This window comes from Gluconacetobacter dulcium, assembly GCF_014174165.1.
In the GTDB taxonomy this organism is placed as follows: Bacteria; Pseudomonadota; Alphaproteobacteria; order Acetobacterales; family Acetobacteraceae; genus Gluconacetobacter; species Gluconacetobacter dulcium.
Map to the genome: position 1 here is coordinate 18215 of NZ_JABEQN010000034.1, position 23420 is coordinate 41634.

Genomic DNA, 23420 nt, shown 5'->3' on the forward strand with positions numbered 1-23420 from the left:
AAGACGATGGTCCTGCTGCTGACGGCGTTGCTCTGCGCCCTGATCTGGTTGTTTCTGATCTGTTTTCATGGCCGTTTCTGGCAGGGGGGGCCGATTCTGGACCCGGTTGCCATTGCCGGGGACGATTGGCCGCCGGTCTGCATCGTCGTCCCGGCCCGTGACGAGGCCGGGTCGGTGCAGGCCTGCGTGGGGTCGCTGCTGGAGCAGTCCTATCCCGGCCCGCTGTCGCTGGTTCTGGTGGATGACAACAGCACCGACGGGACCGGCGATCTGGCGCGCGCGGTGCCCGACCCGTTGCGCCGGCTGACCGTCGTGACCGGTGGCGAGCGGCCTTCCGGGTGGAGCGGCAAGCTGTGGGCCGTGGCGCAGGGCGTGGCCGAGGTGCGGCGCCAGGTGCCTGCGGATTCGGGGTATGTGTTCCTGACCGATGCCGACATCACGCATGATCCGGCCCACATCGCGACCCTGGTGGCCAAGGCGCGGACCGACGGGCTGGACATGGTGTCGGAGATGGTCGCGCTGAACTGCGCCAGCGTTGCGGAACAGATGCTGGTGCCGGCCTTCGTCTTCTTCTTCGCGCTGCTCTATCCGTTCGCGCGGGTCAATGATCCGGGCAGCCGCGTCGCCGGGGCGGCGGGTGGGTCGATCCTGATCCATCGGGAGGCGCTGGCGCGCATCGGTGGCATCGAATCGCTGCGCGGTGCCCTGATCGACGATTGCACCCTGGCCATGCATGTGAAGCGCAGCGGGGGGCGGCTGTATCTGGGGCATAGCCGGCTGGCGCGTTCGATCCGGCCCTATCCGCATCCGGGCGATATCTGGCGCATGGTGGCGCGGACCGCCTATGTGCAGTTGCGCTATTCGCCGCTGCTGCTGGTGGGCACCGTGCTGGGCATGGTGCTGGTCTGGATCGCGCCGATGCTGCTGGCGCTGTTCGGCCATGGGTTGCCGCGCCTGCTGGGGGCGGCGGCGTGGGTCGTCTCGATGGCGTCCTTCGTGCCGACGCTGCGGCGCTTTCGCCTTTCGCCGGCCTTGGCCCTGTTTCTGCCGCTGGTGGCCGTGTTCTATACCGCCGCCACCGTCGGGTCGGCCATCGACCATCATCGAGGGCGTGGCGTGGTGTGGAAAAGCCGCGCCTATCGCGAACCGAACGGGAACGCCCCGCCAAAATGACAGGACAGTATGTGAACGCGACCCAGAGCCCGCAGGATACCGCCGCGCCGACCGATCAGGACGTGTGGGGAACCGAGGATGTGTCGTCCGGCAAGGGGGCTTCCGACGAGAATTTTCCCGTCGGCTCATTGCTGATCAGCCGGCGGCTGCGCCCGCATGTGCATGCCTATTATGATTTCGCGCGGGTGATCGACGATATCGTCGACAATGAGCGGTTGACGCCCGAGGCCAAGATCGCGCGGCTGAATGCGATGGAAGACGTGGTGCGGGGCCGGCGCGAGGCCCCGTTGCGCCGCGATGCGCAGACGGCGGTGCGCGTGGGGCGGACGCTGGCGGTGACCGGGGTGTCGGTCGAAACCGCGACCGACCTGATCGTGGCCTTTCGCCAGGATGCGGTGAAGAACCGCTATGAATCCTGGGAGGAACTGGCCGATTACTGCCGGTATTCCGCCAATCCGGTCGGGCGGTTCCTGCTGGAACTGCATGGCGAGCGCGCGGAGACGTTCGGCCCGTCCGACGCGCTGTGCACGTCCTTGCAGGTGCTGAACCATTTGCAGGATTGCGCCGACGATCTGCGCACGCTGGATCGCTGCTATCTGCCGCTGCCGTGGCTGGCGCGCGAGGGGGCGTCGGTGGACGATCTGCGGGCGGGCCATGCCTCGCCGGGGTTGCGGCGGGTGATGAACGCGCTGCTGGACCGGGTGGACGGGCTGAACGACGAGGCCGCGCGCCTGTCCGGGCTGGTGCGCGACCGGCGCATGCGGCTGTATTGTGCGGTGATCGTCGGGCTGGCGCGGCGTCTGGCCGGACGGCTGCGGCGACAGGACCCGCTGGCGGGCCGGGTGAAACTGACGCGCGGCGACGCGGTGGGGGCGTTGGCGGGTGCCCTGCGCGTGCTGCCCTGATGGTAGGGTGGGGTTTTGTCTTGGGCGCCGATCCGCCATAAACCCTGCCGCGGAGTGATACGGATGATGGAAGCGGGAAGGCGGGAATGGAATTGACGCGGGCACGCACGGTTCAGGCGCCCCCCCTGGGATGCGATCCGGCCGATCTGGCGCAGGTCGAGGCGGTGGTGAGCGCGTCGGGGACCTCGTTCGGCAAGGGGATGCGTATCCTGCCGCCCGACCGGCGCTACGGCATGTATGCCGTCTATGCCTTCTGCCGGCTGGTGGACGATGTGGCGGACGACGAAGGCGCGGTCGATGACAAGGAAGCGCGGCTGGAAGCCTGGCGGCAGCGGATCGCCGGGCTGTATGAAGGCCGGACCGACGATGCGCTGGACCGGGTGCTGGCGGTGGTGATCGCCCGTTTTTCGCTGCGGCAGGCGGATTTCGACGCGGTGATCGACGGGATGATGATGGATGCGCGCGGCCCCGTCGTCGCGCCGGACGAGGCGACGTTCGACCTGTATTGCGACCGGGTGGCCTCGGCGGTGGGGCGCCTGTCGGTGCGGGTGTTCGGCGATGCGTCGGAAGAGGCCGACCGTGTGGCGTACCATCTGGGCCGCGCCTTGCAGATTACCAATATCCTGCGTGACGTGGCGGAGGATTCGCGGCTCGGCCGGCTGTATCTGCCGCGCGAATTGCTGACCCGCTTCAACGTGCCGCTGGACCCCGCGCGGGCGCCGCGTGCCCAGGGGCTGGAAGGTGTGTGCCGGGTGCTGGCAGGGCGGGCGCGCGACCATTTCCGTGCCGCGCATCGGGCAATGGCGCGCTGCAACCGGCTGGCGATGCGGCCGGCCCGCCTGATGGGGGCGACCTACGGCGCGATTCTGACGGCGCAGGAGCGGCAGGGCTGGCGCCATCCGGAACGGCGGGTGTCGCTCTCGCGGCCGCGCAAGCTGCTGATCGCCGCCCGCGCCCTGGTGGGATAGGACGATGGCGGGGCATGTCCATATCGTCGGTGGCGGGCTGGCCGGCCTGTCGGCGGCGGTCGAACTGGCGGGCAGCGGCGGGCGGCTGACGGTCTACGAGGCCGGGCCGGCCTGTGGCGGGCGGGCGCGGTCCTATCACGACCGGCATCTCGGCTGCCGGATCGACAATGGCAACCATCTGCTGCTGTCGGCCAACGATGCGGTGTTCCGCTATCTGGGCCTGATCGGCGCGGAGAAGACGCTGGTCGGTCCCGATCGGCCGATCTTTCCCTTCGTCGATCTGGGGGATCGCGCGCGCTGGACGCTGGATCTGTCGCGCGGGCTGCTCCCGTTCTGGCTGTTTTCGGCGCATCGGCGCGTGCCGGGCATGCGGCTGGGCGAGGTCCGGTCGCTGATGCGGCTGATGCGGGCCGGACCGGACCAGACGGTGGCGGAGTGTCTGTTGCCGGGCATGCTCTCGACCCGTCTGCTGGAACCGTTCGCGATTTCGGCCCTGAACACGCTGTGCGAGACCGGCAGCGCCGCCCTGCTGGGGGCGGTGATCCGCGAAAGCCTGGCCAAGGGGGGGCGGGCCTGCCTGCCGCGTTTCCCTGCCGTCGGCCTGTCGGAGAGTTTCGTCGATCCGGCGCTGGACCATCTGGCGCTGATGAAGGCGGAGGTGCGTACCGGGTGCCGCGTGTCGGGCATTACGACCGCCGATGGCCGTGCCACCGGCCTGCGCCTGCCGGACGGCGACGTGACGCTGGACGGGGACGATAGGCTCATCATGGCCGTGACGGCGCCCGTGGCGGCCGATCTGCTGGGGGACGTGCTGCCGGACCTGCGCGTGCCCGATGCGTTCGAAAGCATCGTCAATGTCCATTTCCGGCTCGATCCGGCGCCTGTGGCCCTTGGGGCGCTGGGGCGTGCCCGCTTTATCGGTGTCGTCGGCGGGATCAGCGAGTGGGTGTTCGTCAAGGACGATATCCTGTCGGTGACCGTCAGCGCCGCCAACCGCTATGCCGACCGGGACAATGACGAACTGGCGGCCGTGATCTGGAACGAGGTTCGCGCGGCGGTGGAACCGGCCCTGGCGCGACCCCTGCCGCTGGACATGCCCCCCATGCGCATGGTGCGTGAGCGGCGCGCCACCTTCGCCGCGACCCCGGCCCAGGAGCGGTTGCGACCGCCGGTGCGCACCGCGCTGGACAACCTGTTTCTGGCTGGGGACTGGACGGCGACGGGATTGCCCGCGACAATCGAAGGTGCGATCAGGTCCGGCGTGACCGCGGCCCGGGCCGCCCGCGACCCTCTCCGGCGATGAGCCAGCCGCCGGAATTGTGAATGGCTGGCATTTTGGACAGGTCCCGCCGATGGGGCGGGAGACAATGGAATGATGGTGAACGCGACCGATACCCTTGAACGTCCTTCCGCCGGTGCGGCGGACCCGGTGGTGCCGATGATCGAAATCGACCAGGCGGTCGATTCCGCCCACGCGGCACTGGGCCGCCGGCAGAACGATGACGGGCACTGGGTGTTCGAGCTTGAGGCCGATGCCACCATTCCGGCGGAATATGTTCTGCTGGAGCATTATCTGGATCGGATCGAGCCGGATCTGGAGGCGCGGATCGGCGTCTATCTGCGGCGTATCCAGGGCGATCATGGCGGCTGGCCGCTGTATCACGGCGGCAGGTTCGATCTTTCGGCGACCGTGAAAGCCTATTTCGCGCTGAAGGCGATCGGCGACGACATCGACGCGCCGCACATGGCGCGGGCGCGGGCGGCGATCCTGGACCATGGCGGGGCGGAGCGCAGCAACGTCTTTACCCGCTTCCAGCTTGCGCTGTTCGGCGAGGTGCCCTGGCACGCGACGCCGGCCATGCCGGTGGAACTGATGCTGCTGCCGCGCAAGGCGCTGTTTTCGGTCTGGAACATGTCCTACTGGTCGCGGACGGTGATCGCGCCGCTGCTGGTGCTGGCGGCGCTGAGGCCGCGCGCGGTCAATCCGCGCGACGTGCATGTGCCCGAACTGTTCGTCACCCCGCCCGCGCAGGTGCGGGACTGGATTCGTGGCCCCTACCGGTCGACGCTGGGCCGGGTGTTCAAATATGTGGACAAGGTGGTGCGGCCCGGCGAGCGGCTGATCCCCGAGGCGACGCGGCGCCGGGCGATCAAGGCGGCGGTCGATTTCATCGAGCCGCGTCTGAACGGGGTGGACGGGCTGGGCGCGATCTATCCCGCCATGGCCAATTCCGTGATGATGTATCGCGCGCTGGGCGTGCCCGACAGCGACCCGCGCGCCGCGACGGCGTGGGAGTCGGTGCGGCGGCTGCTGGTGGAGAATGGGGACGAGGCCTATTGCCAGCCCTGCGTCTCGCCGATCTGGGATACCGGCCTGGCCGGCCATGCGATGATCGAGGCGGCCTCCGGCCCCGATGGCATCCGCCCCCACGAGACGAAGAAGAAGCTGGCCGCCGCTGCGGAGTGGCTGCGGAGCCGGCAGATCCTGGACGTGAAGGGTGACTGGGCGATCAATTGCCCCGATGTGGCGCCGGGAGGCTGGGCCTTCCAGTACAACAACGATTATTACCCGGACGTGGATGACACCGCCGTGGTCGGCATGCTGCTGCATCGCGAGGGCGATCCGGCCCATCATGATGCGATCGAGCGTGCGCGCCAGTGGATACTGGGCATGCAGAGCACCAACGGCGGTTGGGGCGCGTTCGATATCGACAATAATATGGATTTTCTGAACCATATTCCGTTTGCCGATCATGGTGCGCTGCTGGACCCGCCGACCGCCGACGTGACCGCGCGCTGCGTCTCGTTCCTGGCCCAGCTTGGCCATCCCGAGGATCGGCCGATGATCGAGCGGGCGGTCGCTTATCTGCGCTCCGACCAGGAGGCCGAGGGGTGCTGGTTCGGCCGCTGGGGCACCAACTACATCTACGGCACATGGTCGGTGCTGTGCGCGCTGAACGCGGCCGGCGTGTCGCATGACGATCCGGCCATCGTGCGCGCGGTGGACTGGCTGCGCTCCGTCCAGCGTGAGGATGGTGGCTGGGGCGAGGATTGCGCCACTTTCGAGGGCGCGACGCCGGGCCTCTATACCGAGAGCCTGCCGTCGCAGACCGCGTGGGCGACGCTGGGCCTGATGGCCGCCGGCCTGCGCGACGACCCCGCCGTGGCGCGGGGCATGGCCTATCTGGCCCGTACCCAGAAGGAAGACGGGGAATGGGACGAGGAGCCGTATAATGCCGTCGGTTTCCCCAAGGTTTTCTATCTGCGCTACCATGGTTATCGGCAGTTCTTCCCGCTGATGGCGCTGTCGCGCTACCGCAACCTGGAGTCCAGCAACACCCGCCGCGTCGCGTTCGGTTTCTGAGCGTGACCGGGCCTGATGTGCCGCCGGCCGCGTGCCTGGGCGTCGTGGTGGGGATGGAGGCCGAGGCTGCTCTGGTCCGGGCCGCGATGCCAGCCGCGCGCGTCGGCATCAGCGGGGCCACGGCCGAGGGGGCGCGCGCCGCCGTCGATGATCTGGTGCGGCAGGGGGTGGAGGCGCTGCTTTCCTTCGGGCTGGCGGCTGGTCTTGACCCCGATCTGCGGCCCGGTGCGGTGCTGGTGCCCCGGCATGTGCGGCTGCCCGATGGGCGGCTGCTGGCGGCGGCGCCCTGGCTGCTTGCGTGGCTGGGCGATGGACGGCCCGACCGGGTGAGCACCGATCTGCTGCACAGCGACGACATTGTGGCGACCGCCGGGCGCAAGGGCGCGTTGTTCCGGAGTACCGGTTGCGCCGGGCTGGATATGGAAAGCGGGTTTGTCGCCGAGGGTGCGGTACGGGCGGGTCTGCCGTTCGCCGTGCTGCGGGTGGTGTGCGACCCGGCCGGCCGTTCGCTGCCGCCGGCGGCGGTGCTGGCGTTGCAGCCTGATGGCGGGATCGGGCTGGGGGGCATTCTGCTGAGTGTGTTGCGTCGGCCGGTGCAGATTCCCGCGTTGATCGCCCTGGGGCGTGACGCGGCGCAGGCGCGGGCGCGGGCTGTGCAGGTGTTGCGGGATATTGCCTAAGGTCTTCTTTTTCTGAAGAAAAAGAAGCAAAAAGACTTTTTCTCGTTCGGGGGCATCGTATGGCGCAAACACACGGCTCCTGACCGAATCAAAGTTTTTTGGTTCTTTTTTTCAAAAAAGAACAACAACGAGCCCCCAGGAATCTTGATACGGGTCAATGATCCTTGTCCCTGCCGGACGTTAGGATGCGTGGCATAGCGGATAGCAAGGAAACGGGGCTTCCATGGCGACGGCAATTCTGGCGCTCAATGCCGGTTCTTCCAGCGTAAAATTCACCCTGTTTCATCAGGAGCCGGGAGCCGAGGCGCGCCGGATCGCGCATGGGCAACTGGAAGGGTTGAACACCCACCCGCATTTTCGGGCCACCGGTGCCGATGGTGCGGTGCTGATCGACCAGACGTGGCCGGCGCCCGCCCCCGAAGGTGAAGACCCGCACCATGGCCCGGTCGCCTGCCTGCTGGACTGGGTGACCTCTCATCTGGGCGATGTGCCGCTTCTGGGGGTGGGGCACCGTGTGGTGCATGGCGGGGCTGAATTCGCGGCGCCCATCCGCATCACGCCCGAGACGCTCGCGCGGCTGGAGGCGCTGACGCCGCTGGCGCCGCTGCATCAGCCGGCCAGCCTGGGGCCGATCCGCGTACTGCTGGCGTTGCAGCCCGACCTGCCGCAGATCGCCTGTTTCGATACCGCGTTTCATCACACGCTGCCCGACACCGCGACGCGGCTGCCCCTGCCGGCCAGCTATGGGGCGAAGGGTGTGCGGCGCTATGGCTTCCATGGCCTGTCCTACGAATATATCGCCTCCTGCCTGCCGGGCCTGTCGCCCCGGCTGGCGGCGGGGCGGACGATTGTCGCGCATCTGGGCAATGGTGCCAGCCTGTGCGCCATGGCGGCGGGGCGCAGCACGGAGACCACGATGGGGTTTTCGGTTCTCGACGGACTGGTGATGGGCACGCGCTGCGGGCAGATCGACCCTGGCGTGCTGCTGTACATGATGCGCGCCGAAGGGCTGGATGCGGCGGGGATCGAGAAGGTGCTGTATCATCAGGCCGGCCTGCTGGGTGTGTCGGGTGTATCCAGCGACGTGCGGGATTTGCAGGAGCGTGCGGCGGGCGACGCGGCGGCCCGCGAGGCGCTGGAGATGTTCACTTATCGGCTGGTGCAGCAGATCGGGGCCATGATCCCGGTGCTGGACGGGCTGGACGGGCTGGTCTTTACCGCCGGGATCGGCGAGCATGACGCCGCCATGCGGCAGGCGGCCTGTGCCCGCCTGGCCTGGCTGGGCGTGCGGCTGGACCAGGCCGCCAATGATGCCCATGCGGCCGTGATCAGCACGCCGGACAGCACGGTGGAGGTGCGGGTGATCCCGACGGATGAGGAAAGCATGATCCGGCGTCACGTCGCGGCCAGTCTCATGCAGGCATAGTCCGGGACAGGCATGATGCCGCCGGCAACGTCACAAAGGAAAGGAACGAAAATGAACGAGCCCCTTTCGGAGGTTCCGTCGGTCGCGCCTCTTTCGGAAACTGAACTCGCCCTGTTCAACCGCTGGTGGCATGCGGCCAACTACCTGTCCGTCGGCCAGATCTATCTGATGGCCAACCCGCTGCTGCGCGAACCGCTGCAACTGGAGCATACCAAGCCGCGCCTGCTGGGCCATTGGGGCACCACGCCGGGGCTGAATTTCCTCTGGCTGCATCTCAACCGCATCATCCGGGCGCGCGAGACATCGGTGCTCTTCATTGCCGGGCCGGGGCATGGGGCGCCGGGCCTGATCGCCAGCACCTATCTGGAGGGCACCTACAGCGAATATTTCCCTGAGGTGTCGCAGGATCTGGATGGGCTGGGACGGCTGATGAAGCAGTTCTCGTTCCCCGGCGGCATTCCCAGCCATGCGGCCGCCACCACGCCGGGTTCGATCCATGAGGGTGGCGAACTCGGTTATTCGCTTTCCCACGCTTATGGCGCGGCGTTCGACAACCCGGATCTGGTCGTCGCCTGTGTGATCGGTGATGGCGAGGCGGAAACCGGGCCGCTGGCGACTTCGTGGCACAGCAACAAATTCGTCGATCCTGCGACGGATGGCGCGGTGCTGCCGATCCTGCATCTGAATGGCTACAAGATCGCCAATCCGACGATTCTGGCCCGCATTGCGCCGCGGGAACTGGCGGCGCTGCTGCGTGGCTACGGCTATGATCCGATCTTCGTCGAAGGGCATGACCCCGACCCGATGCACCAGAAGATGGCGGCGGCCATGGATCTGGCGTTCGACCGCATTGCCGCCATCCAGAAGGCGGCACGGGAGGACGGCAAGACGGAGCGCCCCGCTTGGCCGATGATCGTGCTGCGCAGCCCCAAGGGCTGGACCGGCCCCAAGGAGATTGACGGGCTGCGGACCGAAGGCTACTGGCGCTCGCATCAGGTTCCGTTCTCCGACCTGACGCATCCGGGGCATCTTCAGGCGTTGGAGACCTGGTTGCGCAGCTATCGGCCGGACGATCTGTTCGACGAGTCCGGTCGGTTGTTCCCCGAGATCGCGGCCCTCGCCCCTTCGGGCACGCTGCGCATGAGTGCCAATCCGCATGCCAATGGCGGCCAGTTGAAGCGCCCGCTGCGGTTGCCCGATATTGCCGATTATGCGGTTGCCGTCACCAGTCCGGGACACGAGACCGGCGAGAGCACGCGCGTGATGGGCGAATGGCTGCGCGACGTGATGAAGCTGAACCTGGAGGCGCGCAATTTCCGGGTGCTGTCGCCGGACGAGAACAATTCCAACCGTCTGAACGCGGTGCTGGATGTCACCAACCGGGCTTGGAACGCCGAGACGTTCGATTACGACGACCATCTGGCGCGCGATGGCCATGTGATGGAGATCCTGAGCGAGCATACCTGCCAGGGATGGCTGGAAGGCTATCTGCTGACCGGGCGGCACGGCTTCCTGTCCTGCTACGAGGCGTTCATCCACATCGTCGATTCGATGGTGAACCAGCATGCCAAATGGTTGAAGACGGCGGCCGAGGTGCCGTGGCGCCGGTCGATCGCGTCGTTGAACTACCTGCTGACCTCGCATGTCTGGCGTCAGGACCATAACGGCTTCAGCCATCAGGACCCCGGCTTCATCGACCATGTGATCAACAAGAAGGCCGAATTCGTCCGCGTCTATCTGCCGCCCGATGCCAACACCCTGCTGTGGACGACCGCCCATTGCCTGCAAAGCTGGGACCGCATCAATGTGATCGTGGCCGGCAAGCAGCCCGAGCCGCAATGGCTGGGGCTGGATGATGCGATCCGCCATTGCGAGGCGGGCATCGGCATCTGGGAATGGGCCAGCAACGACAAGGGTGGCACGCCCGATGTGGTGATGGCCTGTGCTGGCGATGTGCCGACGCTGGAGACACTGGCGGCGGTGAAGCTGCTGCGAGAGCATGCGCCGGACCTGAAGGTGCGCGTGATCAACGTCGTGGACCTGATGACGCTGGATTCCCCCAGCCAGCATCCGCATGGGCTGGACGATGCCAGTTTCGATGCGCTGTTCACCCTCGACCGGCCGGTGATCTTTGCCTTCCATGGTTATCCGCAACTGATTCACAAGCTGATCTATCGCCGGGCGAATGCGCGGAATTTCCATGTCCACGGTTTCCGCGAGGAAGGATCGACCACGACGCCGTTCGACATGGTGGTGCGTAACCATCTTGACCGATTCCATCTGGTGTCGAACGTGATTGACCGCGTGCCGGGGCTGGCCACACGGGCCGCCTATGCCAAGCAGGCGATCCGCGACAAGCTGGTCGATCACACCCGCTATATCGCGGAACATGGTCGTGACCTGCCGGAAATCGAAGCCTGGCGCTGGTCGTAGAGCAGAGCCTGTTTGAATGCGTGCGTTCGAACAGGTAAAAAACTCGTAAAAACAATAAACTAGAGCATTTCCACCGAACCGATTTTCGGTGGAAATGCTCTAGACCTGCCGGTTACGCGGGTGGCCACGGGATGTCGTTGAGTGCGGCGGTCGCCTCCGTTACATGACATCCCGCCGCAGGATTTACGGCACATGCTTCTAGAGCCATATCCGTTCACACTGGTTCACGGATATGGCTCTAGATTATTGATTTTTCGAGCATCATGAGAACGGCGCGGAAGGGCGGCTCTGAGCCGTTGGTCCGGACTATCGGGCAATCTGATCCGACATTCGGTTGGCCGCCGTTGCTTTTATTGACCGACTGCTACAGTTCTCTATCGTTCCATATGGGTGTTTATTTTTGTCAAAATACGGGTTCTAAAGGATTCATTGATATCCATTTCCTCCCCGAATTCACGCGCTAAAGAGAATGCGTATTCAAGGACCATTTTTATACATTTCTCTTTGTAGTCGACATTCTCTGTATATTTTAACATGCCACCTTCGTAACATATGCGGTCTTCTACGTCATTGTCATTTGGGGTCTGGTTAAAGAACCATTTATTTTCAAGTATTTCTTTTGGGTTCCTTAGGAGTGTGTTGAGGGGGGCTATATAATGAGAGCCAGTGCCCTTATCTACCTCCCTTTTTCCTGCGGCGGTTATTTTTAGACGCATCACGATCCATTTATATATGTCCTGCCATCCGGACCGGCGTGGATAATGTGCTATACACAAATTTGAGCCACCGAAGTAATCTAATTCTTTGTTATTTCGATAGGCAGTATGATTACCCTCGTGTATATGGATATTTCCAGAGAGTTGACCTCTTACCACAACCTTGAAAACACCGATCTCCTCTCTCATCCGCCATGTCATTCTGTTTGGCACGATGATTTCGTCCTTGTTATCCAGGACCGTATCTTTGTAATTCCTCATCGGGAGCAGCATTGATTCAAAATGACCTGGAACGGACACGATAAAGTCCTTCATGCCATTGATACGCCCGCGCATATCGATAAATTCGTCGGCATCCAGAAAAAATACCCAGTTTGCCTTTAATTTTTGAGAAGCATAATTGTAAAGGAAAGTATTCCTTCCGCGCTCATCTGAAACAACGCTGTCGCATTCGATCAAAGTTATCGGAAAACCATCAGATATCAATGACTCGATTATATATAAGGTTTTGTCTTGGCTTCCATCATCAAGGATAACAAAATGATCTATAAAGCTTCTGTGGTGACGAATATTTGCTTCTATAATGTCATCCTCGTTGAGGATACGCATTACCGCCGTTAAATTCATTAATTTACCTCCTGTGGAGTATAAAATAAGTATTTAATTTATTTTTACACATTTGCGTCTGAGCATACAGCGCATACTTTAACAAATCCTTTCAGTTCTCTGATCGCCTATAAAAAATCACCACAGTAAAAATATCGTTTTTTATGATGAAGTCCGGCTTCTACGCAGCCCTGACGAGTGACCATATCTTGATTGCCAGCCACGGATTTTGCCTGCGCGCGCAGACATGCTTTCGGAACATTTCACCTGTTTGAATGCACATATTCAGACCGGGCCTGCTCTAGGCTCATATCCGTTCACGCTGGTTCACAGATATGGCACTAGATTATTGATTTTTCGAGCATCTTTATCCGACCGGATGAGTCCATCTGGTCGGATAAAGATGCTCTAGTTATGGAGAATGGCCAAGCCAAGAGCGTCGTTCCATCTCTTGCCGTTGAAGGTGACGGCGATACCTGTTTGCCTGTCATTGGATGGTTGTAATGTTGAATAGCAATCGGGACAAAAAACCACCTCACCTGTATCGGCTTTGGCAGGGAGGGATGCGAATGAAACCTTTCGCAAGGGCAGAGAAAAATTGCAAGATGAAGAATGTGATGAGGCTTGATGCTTCATGCTGCCATCATCATCTGTTTGTAGCTTTTTGTATATGCCGTTTTCTTGTACGAATAATTGATGAGTGACGGGATTGTTGATCAGAAAACCATCGGGGTGTTTCTGGCTCCATATATCGTCGTTTTCTGGGAAATTTGGTAGATATAGCCCCTTTTGGAAATAGGAATTTTTTAAGAAAAACAGGCTTCCCGTTTCTGAATCTATTTTCAGTGATATGGATTCTTTGGATTTTATTTCCAATGACTTGTTCTGCGTATCAGATACAAAGGAAAATGCATTCGAGTTTCCAATGCTGATTTTCTGGTCATCCGGTATGTTTAGACCATAATAAAACAGGCCCGTACCGGAGTTCGCGTCCAGACTGAATGATTTCTTGCCTCCGACTGTGAATTCCAGATTGCCGTTATGGGAGTTATATTTTTGTGTCGTCGTACCGTCGCTGCTATATGTAAGATTCATATTGTCACCCATCCAGATCACGGGAGGGCAATGTGCGCCGGCCTGGTCGGTCTGGCACATTGGCTTTGTCTCGCGTAGATCTATCGCAGACGTGGAGAATTTCCCGTACAGCATCAGAGTTTTTCCATAATATGCATCGTCGCTGTTTGTGCCGATCAGCAGCCCTTGGGAGACGGACATCGGGCTTCCGTGGTGCAGGGAGTCGATAACTAGCAGGGCGAGCGTGCGATTGTTGGGCGCTCCGCCGGTTGTATCCAGGCCGTCCGCATAAATATCCGCTTCCAGGGCGCCCATTCCTCCTGAACGAGAGGATGCCTCTTCTGTATCGTCTTTGGCAACGGCGGTCAGGGCTGTGATGGATGATCGCGGACCCTGGTGATCGAGCAAAGCATCGGGAGGACGCTCTACAACAAAATTCCCAGAGGAATTTACGGGACCGTCATAGGCGGAGGTAATCATCCAGTTCGTTTGACAATAGAAACTCTCCTTTGTCCGGATTGCAGCCTCATGGCAGCGTCCTAGGAGACCGGCAATCTGGTTATATCTTTCGTGAGGTGTTTCGATATCTCTCTGGAAAGACAACGAAGGAGGGGAATTTTCCCTCTGATTTCCTCGGAGCAATATAAAAAGGGGAAAATTTATTGGTGTGGGCGATACAGATTCCGGATTTTTCCAGAAAGACGATATTTCATGTAAAGGATTATTTTTTTTCTGCGGATATGATTTGTTTTTTTGGAAATCGGTATCAACGAATTGTACATTATGACGCAAGAGCTTCGATGTGAAATCATGTGCCTCCGCGTTCTGTATTGATAAAATAAGAGAATATAAAAATATTCTTCGTGTTTTCATGATTTCTGTGCCTTGCCGTCCATCATGTCACTTTACAGTCCATCTCTCTCATCTGTCTGACGAATTTTTGCGGCTATATATTGAATAATCGGTTCTTTTTTTGCATTTCGCTCCAATGTTTTCCGTTTTCTCTATAGGTATAGTGTTTGTAGATTTCAAATCCGCAGCTTGAAGCGTGATCCATGGTTATGAGTTTAACCATGTCTTTATATTCGTAGAATATATCTGTCTTGCTGAATATCGTGTCCATTATCGCTTGTGTTCCGGTCAAGTGGAATATTTCATAAGGCACATAATCTTTTGTTGTATTTTCCTTTTCGTAGTGATCTTCCAGGTTCAGGAATATTCTCTTTAAAATCGATTTCAGAATAAAGCTGCGCGATCTTCCTGCTATTACCGTATTCATGACGTTTATGATGTCCTGATCGTTTCTTTCCCATCCTTTTCCGAACAGAAGAACATCATAAGTGGAGAGTTTTTCCAGCGTCGAGGGAAGCAGGTGCGATTCTCTTTCTGCTATCCCGGTATGTGCATCGACATACATTCCACCGTATTCGAGGAGGAGAATAATCCGGGCGACGTCGGACCTGGCGGCTGGTATCGTTATGGAAGTGTATATTTTTCTCAGTCGTTCGCTCTTGATCAGGCCGATGACGTCGCTGTCGGAAAATACTTTAAATTCAGGAAAGTACCGGTTCCACTCCTCTTTTGAATGCGGGTATCGTATTTCCGGATGGGACCAATATGTGAATATCATTTTCGATATCTTTCTTTATATGAATATTGTTTCTGATTCTGTTTTTTTCTTGTTGTAACGCTAGGTATTCATTCGAGCAGCGATTCCAGAATGCGCAGATATGTAATCTTACTGTTTTCCATGAAGATTCGGTGAATCGTATTCCGGCGTAGCATGTGCCATAGCGTCTCGTCGGTGTAGGCTAGGCTCAGGACGTCAGCGAATGCTTCTGGGGCGTTGACGGGTGCGCAGGCGAGATCCGATCCGGCGGTCCAGCCGATCTGCTGGCAGAGGAGGTCGGTGGCGACGATGGGAAGGCCGTGGGCGGCGGCTTCGTGAATCTTGTAGGGAATGCCCGCCGCGAAGCGGGTCGGGGCGATGAAGACGCGGTGCGATTCATAGAGTGGGCCCAGGTCTTCGACGAAGCCGAGCAGGTCGAAGCGTGGGTGCGTCAGGATCGAAGCGAGGTCGATGCCCTCCGCGAGATGGCCCGCGACGCGGATACGGGCCTCGGGGGGGAGAAGGTGGCCATATTCGGGTAGAACCTGGTCGTTCAGCCATGTCAGCGCGTCCAGATTGGGGGATTGCGGGTTCTGGATCGCGCCGACGAACAGGACGTGTGCGCGGGCGGCGAAGGGACGGGGCTGCGGGGCAGGCGTTTTGACATGGCCCAGTACCGCGACCGCGCGATGCACCTCCGGGGCGAGCAGGTCGGCTTCGGCCTGGCTGACGGCCACGAACCGGTCGACGAAATCGGTGGCGCGGAATTCATGGCGCAGCATGGCTGCCAGCGTGGGCAGGTCTGGCCGGTTCTCCAACTGCATCCGGCCCCGTTCGCGTAGCGAGGCGATGGCCTCGGTGTCGAGAATGATGCGGCAGTCCGTGAGCGCGGCACGGCAGGCGGCGATGATCGGGCGCAGGCGGGCGGCATTATGGGTCCGGCCGATCCACAGGACATCGTAATAGCCCGATCGGGCGTGCAGGAAGGCGTCCAGGTCGGCGATTCCACGGTCCCAGATGATTTCCGCGCGGTCGGGCAGGTCGCGATAACGGCCCGCCGGGGCCTCGCGCGGTGGGAAGACCGGATAGACGGTCACATGCAGGCCCAGATCCTCGACCATCAGGCGCACGATGTCGTTCGAGCGGGGAAAGCCGGCGCCGATGGCCGGTTGGGGCAGGTAATCTTCGATGAACAGGACGTGTTTTTGCGTTCTCGCGCTGGTGCGTGCCCTCAGCAGGTTCGCGCTGTCGCGCGTGTAGTACCCTTCGATCTCGTCGCGGTGTCTATGGAAGAACCTGCCGATATTCCGGCCCAGGATGGTGTCGATGTCCGCCGGATTGCCGCTGCCGGACTCGTAATGCAGCACGGCTACGTCGGGGTCGTAGAGCACGTCGAAGCCTTGCTGGCGGATCCGGACGCAGAGGTCGGTGTCCTCATAATAGGCCGGGCTGAAATGCGGATCGAAGCCGTGCAGCGCCTTGGCCAGTTCGGTACGGACCATCAGGAATGCGCCGGAGCAGAAATCGACCGCCCGCGCGTAATTGGCTTCGGGGCAGAGTGGGGAGGCGTCGCGCAGGTAGCCCGATGTGGTGCCGTCATTCCAGATGATGCTGCCCGCTTCCTGAAGCCGGCCGGTGGTGCGGATCAGCTTCGCACCGACGGCACCGGTACGGGCCTCCCGCCGCAGGCGGTGTAGTGCGGCCGCGATCGCGCCGGGGAAAATCTCGACATCGTTGTTCAGGAACAGGACATAGGGTGCGGCAACCCGTGCGAGCCCGGCGTTGGAGCCGGCGAGGAAGCCGATATTTTCCGCCAGCCGGACGATATCGAGCCCGTGGACATACCGTTCGATCCGGCGGGTCTCGTCTCGCGAAGCGCCATCGACCAGGATCACCTGCACTGGCCCCGGACAGGTGGCCCGCAGCGAGGACAGCGCGGTCATGGTGAAGGCGAACTGGTCGTGGACGACCATGACGACGCTGAAATCGGGAAGGTCGCAGGAAAAATCGAGTGGGCGGGCCATCAGGGTGCTGGTGCGTGCATCGGCCAGCAGGCGAAAGGCGCGGCGGCAATGCAGCTCGGCGCTCTCCGCAGGTTTCTCGCCGTCCGGCAGCGCGCCGGAGAGGGCGGCATAGGCAGCGAAGGGGGTAGGGTAACACCCTCGGCCGATCGCCTCGATCACGCCGGGGTCTTTCGCATAGGCGGCGAGATCGACCTGCGGATGGGGACGGCGTGCTTCCTGCTGGCCGTATCGCAGGAAATGCGCGTAGCCGTTGCGGAAAGCGCCCGTCGCGACGGCATGGGCCACGTCCGGATGGCTGGTTGCATAGAACCGTTCGGAGAAGAACGGCAGGGGATCGAAAGCGGCTGGCGTCGTGGTGATCAGGTAATGGCGCAGGGGATGGCCCCATTCCGGCATCCGGTCCGAGACGGTGGGATAGGCCCGCAGATACCAGGCGGGATCGAAGAACCAGGATGTCCGACGGGAGGCGTTCTCTGGCGCGTGCAGGTTTTCCATGAAGGCGACGAATGGGCCGAGCCGCGTGTCATGGAGGAAATCCGGGTTTTCCTTGAGGAAGAGCGAGGTGGAAAAGAACAGGGAGGCGTCCCGGCCTTCCCTTGCGCCGTAGGACAGGAAATGATCGTAGCCGTTGCGCAGGCCGTGATGTTCGACTTCTTCGAGCGACAGGCCGAGTTGGGTTTCCCGATAGAAGAGTTCGTCGAAGAAACCGTTCGGATTGCGGTCGCTGAAGCCTTCCGCGCAATAATGGGCGAAGCCTGACGGGACCTCGTGTGCGCGAATGGCCTCGTCTATGTCGGCATAGGCCTGGCGATACCATTCCTCGTCGAAGAACGGGTTGGGGGAATGACCCAGGGGTTCGCCGCATTCCTTGTAGAAGGCCAGGATGTCCGCCTCGTCCCGCAGGTCGGCGACGGCGGGGATGAAGGCGTAGCGGCGGCGATACCACGCGGCGTCGAACCGCCACCATGCGGGTTTCGCGGCCGGTTGTTCCGCCGGCTGGTCCATGGGCGTCATGATCGCGTCCTTGTCGTCGGCCTGGGTCACTGGATGCGGAGCAGCCAGGGTGTCAGCAGCACGGTGGCCAGGGAGGCGATGGGCAGGTGCAGCGGCACGGTCAGGCCGGTGCCCGTTGCCCTGACGCGCGCGGCCGGCGCGCCGATATCGAAGGTGATGACCGGCACATTCTGCCGCCAGAACTCGGTCAGGATATAGGACCAGGTTTCCGGCCAGATCGCGGGCAGGAAACCCCAGTCGCACGGGTGGCGCCGGATCAGGGCGGCCAGTTCGTGCTCGCCATAGCGGCCGGTGATCTCGACGACGCCGGTGGCCAGCAGCCTTGGATCGTCACAGGTGTAGCCGATGATGACGAAGCGCAGCGGCAGGTCGTGGTCCGCGACATGTCGGGCCAGCGCGAGCAGGATATTATAGCCCTTCTCGATCCCGATGGCGCCGATCAGGAGGATGCGCCGTATCTCGTCTGGTGCCTTCGGCAGGAAGGTCGCGGGGCGGGTCGGGACGGGCGGTTCCCACTGGGCCAGGGTGATCGGGGCGTCGATGTGGCGGCGATAGCGGTCCGCGACGTCCTGGCAGGAGGCGATGATGGCGCCGGCGCGCCGGAACAGATCGTCGCTCAGGTCGCGCAGCAGCTCCAGGGGGGCGTCGTCGCTGTTCAGGGACCCCAGATCGGCGATGCAGCGCTGGCAGACATCGCGCGCCGGTTCGCCGCAATAGAGATTGTTGTGCGACACCAGCGTGATGCGTGGGCAGAACCAGGAATAATCGTGCAGATACACGACATAATCGATTCCGCTGCGCGAGACCCAGTGCACGTCGCGGATTCCGGCCCCGATATAGCTGTGGATTTCGATCCTGTCGCATCCCAGATCGAGCAGCAGCGTGCGTAGCTCCGTGCCCTTTCGCGGCGCGGTGATGTTCGGATAATCCTCCGGCAGGAAGGGGATGATCGTCCAGCCCGTGTCTCCGTTGCCTGAACGGTGGGGTGAGAGGATCAGCGGCACATGGCCGGCGGCCAGGTTTTCGCCCGCGCGCTCGGTCACGAAACGCTGGACGCCGCCTTGGCGGTCGTGGGTCAGCAGCGCCACGACGGGGCGCCCGGCGATGGCGTGGCGCAGGCGGGAAAGGTCGAGATTCCGGCGGAAGGGGCGTAGCGGATCGCGCGCCTGCCAGACCTGGACCATCCGGTCATATCCGGGGTGCAGGCCGTTGAGGGTCGCCAGGTTGCGGCGGATCAGGTCGTTTCGGACGGCGCTGAAGGATTGTCCTTCCGCGTGGCCGACGAAGGTTTGCAGGCAGACCACATGCCGCCAGCCCAGGGCGGCGGCGCGGCGGCTGAAATCATTTTCCTCGCCATAGCCTTGTGCGAAGACGTCTTCGCGCAGCAGGCCGGTCTGATGCAGGCAATCGGCGCGGATATACATGCAATAGCCGTGCGCGGTCGGAACGTCGATCAGGGCGTCGTTCTCGCATGCCGCGATGCGCTCCGCCGTCTCGACGACTTCTTCATAGGCTGGCACGGGATTCTGGCCGTTTGCATTCGGGTAGCTGAAAATCGTTGCGGCGTTGGAGAGCGGTGTGGCGGTGCCGATATCGGGCGCGCGATAGACGGTGCGCCGCAAGGCCGCGATCCAGTGCGGAGGGGGCAGCGTGTCGCTGTTCAGGAGAATGGCGTCTTCATCCCGCTCCACCGCGCGCAGGCCGCGATTGGCGGAAAAGGTGAAGCCGCCATTGCGGGCGTTGGTCAGGACCGTGACGCCATCGAGCCCGGCCAGTGTGTCGAGAAAGGCGGTGATCCGTTCATCGGGCGAGCAGTCATTGACGATGACTACTCGTTCGTTCGGCCCACGATGCTGGAGGACCAGCGTGATGCATGTGCGGGTGACTTCGTAGCCGCGATAGACGGGAATGATGACCGCGACCTGACGGGCAGGGATTGTGGGAGCAGCGGCTTCGGGCACCGTGAAGCGGGGGGTGTAGAGGGTCGGGAAGGGTTGGTTGAAACTAGGCCGTACCGCCGTGGGATGTGCGCTGGGGAACAAGGTGGCGACCCATTCCGCCTGCGTGCGGGCGTAGCGCCCGCCGGCGAGGGGGTCGAGCGGGCTGCCGTAAAAGGCGCGGCCGAAGCGGTCGGTGACCTTGACCGCCGGCGTCCGGGCGCCCAGGAGGTCCTGCCATGGAATGACGAAGTCGGTGCGCGGCTTTTCGGGCAGGAGCAGTTCGTCATCGGGCTGCCCGACCGTTGCGTCGAACAGCATGTGGTCGTCCTGGGCGGCGCGCACATGGATCTGGTCGGCGGCTCCCGGATTGTTGGGGTAACGGCACCACCCGCTCAGTCCCTCGGCCGTGCCCTCGATGAATCCTTCGAAGGCCCAGACTGTCCGGCTGTCGATGCCGCTACCCAGCAGGCCGCGGCCCTCCTGAAGGATGTCGATGCGTGGCAGGTGGGCCGGCAGGATAAAATTACTGATTTCCCAGACCTGATAGCCAGGAGGGTGGGTCAGCAAGGCCAGGTCGGCGGGGCGTTCCTTTCCGTCATGGGACAGGACGAGGTTGCGGGCGGCGTGATCCGGCAGGCCGGCGACGAGGCGCCCGTCGGGCAACATGGCGCACCATGCCGAACAGCGATTGGCTTCGGCGACGGCGCTGAAGAGGGAAAAGGCGATATCGGGAAAAATGACGGCGGTTTCGCGCAGGAGAGCCCGCAGTTCGGCAAAGGCGCGATCGTGGGCGCCGAAACGCATACGGGTGATCAGCAGGAAAAACCGCGCCAGTGGCGAGAGGGTGACCGAAGAGAGAAATTCGAAAGCCTCCGAAGCGCGTGGCTCGTGCAGTGCCAGGCGGCAGAAGCCGATACCCAGCGTGATGTCGCGCGCGCTTGGATGCGATCGTTGCAGATATTCCAGCCGGGGCAGGATGGATTCCGGGGTTTGCGGAATGCCTTCCAGTTCTTCGTGGCGAGACGAAAGAACGTCGCCGTACCGGGCGGAGATGTCCCGCACGAAGCCGTCGATCGTCGTCTCCATTATGCGGTCGGCTTGTCCGGTCATGGGGACGTCAGGCGGCGCAGAAGCCGCGCCAGGTGTCATAGACCGGTTCCAGCGCCTTGGAGGGGGCCCGTAACTCGGCGCGGCCGACATTCAGCCAATGCATTTTGCCGTTGGTCCATTCGCCGCGCAGGACGGAGGCGGCGACATCGGGGTTATTCTTCAGGTACCATTTTTCGTCGAATTCCTTGCCGTCGGTGTCGCGGCCTTCGAAGAAACCGACCTGGATGAAATGGTCATGGCCGCTTTTCAGTTCGCCGCGATGGATCGCGGCATCCACATCGGGATTCGCCCGCAGATAGGCCGCTTCGTCGAACGGTACGGTCCTGAGGTAGGTGGTTATCAGGAATTTGAAAACATCTTCTGGAATAACGACTTTTCCATTTTCAGTTTTCGTTAAACGTTTAACTGAAGAATAAAGAATCACGATATTTCTCCAGAGAAAGAGTCCGTAAAATGGATATTTCTTTCTCTGGATACCGACTTGAAGTAAATATAAGGTAAAATTTTTCACCATTCTGCGCATGAAGCCGGATATCTCCCGGGGTTTTCATGCGGATAAAGAGTGAAGATTTAATAAAGATATGGTTTTTATTTCTTCGCGGCTATGTGAAGAATGAGGCGTGCGTCAGCCTGGGGCCTTTTGTATAAAAACAAGGGCGATATCATTATGCCGGATAATCAGGCTGACACCGGGGCTGAACGCAACGGGAGCGGCATGTTCGGTCGGCCTTTCTTCCTTGTCAGGACAGAAAGAAAGGCGATCCGATTACTCCTTGAAGGCGCGGGCGAGGATATTCTGCTTTTCCAGCGAGACGGGTAGCGCGGTTGCGGTCACGGCCGCGCCCTGCCAGCCCGCCCCCATGGCGGTGTAGAGATTGACCGCATCCTGCAACCGCTCCAGCCGCGCCACGGCCTCGGCGTTTTCGGCCGCCAGCGCGGTGCGCTCGGTCGTCAGCACTTCTAGGAAACCGACCAGACCGGCGCTGTAGAGCTTGCGCGCCCGGTCGCTGGCCAGCCGGCTGTCTTCGGCCGCCTTGTGCAGCAGTTCGGTATGTTCCACGTCGTCATGCCAGGCCGCCATCGCGTCCTCGACCTCGCGGAACGCCGTCAGCACCGTCTGGCGGTAGTTCAGGCGGCTGGCTTCCGCCGCCGCCTGCATCCCGCGCACCTGCGCCGTCAGCTTGCCGCCATGCGCCAGCGGCAGCGAGGCGAGCATGAAGAACTGCCAACTCAGCGCCCCCGCCTGGAAAAGCTGGTACATCGCCGAGGCATTGGGGTTGAAGTTCAGCGGAATGCTGAAATTCGGATACATCTGCGCCACCGCGACCCCGATCCGCGCCGTGGCCTCGGCATAGGCGCGTTCGGCCCGGCGGATGTCCGGCCGGTTGGCCAGCACGATCGAGGGCATGGTCGCGGGGAACGCGGGCACCGTGGGCAACGGACGGGCGATCTTCAGTTCCGCTTCCGTCGTGCCGGGCATCTGGCCCATCAGCACATCGAGCGCGTGCGTGATCTGGGCGATATGCGTGCGCAGCGGCTCGCGCGCCGCAAGCTGGCTGTCCAGTTCCGCCTTCGCCTGCGCGATCTGCAACGTGTTGCCCACGCCTTCCAGATACAGCCGCTGCGTCAGGTCATAGGCTTCCTGCGCCACGCGGATATTGCGGTTCGAGATTTCCAGCCGCAACTGGGTGTCGCGCAGCACCATATAGTCGCTGACCAGTGCCGAGAGCATCGTCATCAGCACCGCGCGCCGGTCCTCCACGGTCTCCTCGACCGCGCGTTCCTGCGCTTCCACGCTGCGGCGGATGCGGCCGAACACGTCGATCTGCCAGCTCGCGCTCACCCCATAGGACAGATACGACGCACCGGGCCGGTTGGCCGGGTTGCCCGGACGCAGCGGCCAGTTGTCGATATTGAGCGAGTAGCGCGAATCACCGTTGGTGGTGTTGGCGTCGATCTGCGGATACCAGGCAGACGCCTGACTGTCGCGCAGCGCCCGTTCGGCGAGAATGCGCTGGCCGGCGATCTGCAGATCGTAATTGCCGCCGATGGCGCGGTCCACCAGCCGGTCGAGTTCCGCATCGTTGAAGCGGTGCCACCAATCCTTCAGTTCGGCATTGGTGCGTGCGATCTCGGCATCGGTCGCCGGATGCTCGTCTTCGGTAAAGTGCTCGGGCACCTTCATCCGGTCCGGCTGGTAGCGCGGACCGACCGTGCACCCCGCCATCACCAGCGCCGAGGTCAGGACCAGGCCGGCCCGTCGGGTCTTCGTCATCATGGTCATGCTCGCGCCGGGGGCCTTACAGATGGTCTTGCAGCCAGGTGGTCAGATGCCCCTTCTGGCTGCGCGATTGCGGGCCGACACTCACCGTGCAGGT

General features: G+C 62.0%; 15 protein-coding genes. 8 read left to right on the forward strand and 7 right to left on the reverse strand.

Annotated features, from left to right (window positions below; genetic code table 11):
- The first annotated feature begins 6 nt into the window (after positions 1-6).
- The 8 genes from HLH25_RS18765 (at position 7) to HLH25_RS18800 (ending at position 10949) form a co-directional block, all read left to right on the forward strand.
- On the forward strand, positions 7-1173 hold the full coding sequence (locus HLH25_RS18765) for a glycosyltransferase (protein WP_182975528.1): 1167 nt from the start codon (positions 7-9) through the stop codon (positions 1171-1173).
- Positions 1170-2078 carry a squalene synthase HpnC gene (gene hpnC / locus HLH25_RS18770; protein WP_182975529.1) on the forward strand — a complete coding sequence of 303 codons (909 nt, stop codon included), beginning with the start codon at positions 1170-1172 and terminating at the stop codon, positions 2076-2078. Before HLH25_RS18765 ends, hpnC begins: the two co-directional genes overlap by 4 nt.
- A gap of 86 nt (positions 2079-2164) precedes the next feature.
- Positions 2165-3046 (forward strand): presqualene diphosphate synthase HpnD, encoded by an 882-nt coding sequence (hpnD, locus tag HLH25_RS18775; protein ID WP_182975530.1) that lies wholly within the window; start codon positions 2165-2167, stop codon positions 3044-3046.
- Positions 3047-3050: 4 nt separating this feature from the next.
- The gene (hpnE, locus tag HLH25_RS18780) at positions 3051-4349 is read left to right on the forward strand and encodes a hydroxysqualene dehydroxylase HpnE (RefSeq protein ID WP_182975531.1); all 1299 of its coding nucleotides are present in this window, start codon (positions 3051-3053) and stop codon (positions 4347-4349) included.
- Positions 4350-4484: 135 nt separating this feature from the next.
- On the forward strand, positions 4485-6410 hold the full coding sequence (gene shc, locus HLH25_RS18785; protein WP_246402754.1) for a squalene--hopene cyclase: 1926 nt from the start codon (positions 4485-4487) through the stop codon (positions 6408-6410).
- Positions 6411-6463: 53 nt separating this feature from the next.
- Positions 6464-7090, forward strand: a complete 627-nt coding sequence (locus HLH25_RS18790; RefSeq protein ID WP_182975545.1) for a nucleoside phosphorylase-I family protein — start codon at positions 6464-6466, stop codon at positions 7088-7090.
- A gap of 223 nt (positions 7091-7313) precedes the next feature.
- Positions 7314-8516, forward strand: coding sequence for an acetate/propionate family kinase (locus HLH25_RS18795; RefSeq protein WP_182975533.1), 1203 nt, complete (start codon positions 7314-7316; stop codon positions 8514-8516).
- A gap of 51 nt (positions 8517-8567) precedes the next feature.
- Positions 8568-10949: a phosphoketolase family protein gene (locus HLH25_RS18800; protein ID WP_182975534.1), complete on the forward strand. Its 2382-nt coding sequence runs from the start codon at positions 8568-8570 to the stop codon at positions 10947-10949.
- A 374-nt stretch (positions 10950-11323) separates the two neighbouring features.
- Here HLH25_RS18800 and HLH25_RS18805 read toward each other — a convergent pair whose 3' ends face one another.
- The 7 genes from HLH25_RS18805 to HLH25_RS18835 all read right to left on the reverse strand — a co-directional run bounded on the left by HLH25_RS18805 (position 11324) and on the right by HLH25_RS18835 (position 23320).
- Entirely contained in the window at positions 11324-12292 is a 969-nt protein-coding gene (locus HLH25_RS18805) for a glycosyltransferase family 2 protein (protein ID WP_182975535.1), read from the reverse strand.
- Positions 12293-12679: 387 nt separating this feature from the next.
- Positions 12680-14218 (reverse strand): hypothetical protein, encoded by a 1539-nt coding sequence (locus HLH25_RS18810; protein WP_182975536.1) that lies wholly within the window; start codon positions 14216-14218, stop codon positions 12680-12682.
- 73 nt (positions 14219-14291) lie between these two features.
- Positions 14292-14975: a glycosyltransferase gene (locus HLH25_RS18815; protein WP_182975537.1), complete on the reverse strand. Its 684-nt coding sequence runs from the start codon at positions 14973-14975 to the stop codon at positions 14292-14294.
- Positions 14976-15043: 68 nt separating this feature from the next.
- Positions 15044-18022, reverse strand: a complete 2979-nt coding sequence (locus tag HLH25_RS20705) for a glycosyltransferase (RefSeq protein WP_182975538.1) — start codon at positions 18020-18022, stop codon at positions 15044-15046.
- Positions 18019-21042 carry a glycosyltransferase gene (locus HLH25_RS18825; protein ID WP_182975539.1) on the reverse strand — a complete coding sequence of 1008 codons (3024 nt, stop codon included), beginning with the start codon at positions 21040-21042 and terminating at the stop codon, positions 18019-18021. Before HLH25_RS18825 ends, HLH25_RS20705 begins: the two co-directional genes overlap by 4 nt.
- Positions 21043-21049: 7 nt before the next feature.
- A complete protein-coding gene (locus HLH25_RS18830) occupies positions 21050-21466 on the reverse strand; it encodes a hypothetical protein (RefSeq protein ID WP_182975540.1) in 417 nt (138 codons plus the stop codon).
- A gap of 342 nt (positions 21467-21808) precedes the next feature.
- Positions 21809-23320 carry an efflux transporter outer membrane subunit gene (locus HLH25_RS18835; RefSeq protein ID WP_375289008.1) on the reverse strand — a complete coding sequence of 504 codons (1512 nt, stop codon included), beginning with the start codon at positions 23318-23320 and terminating at the stop codon, positions 21809-21811.
- Positions 23321-23420 lie beyond the last annotated feature (100 nt).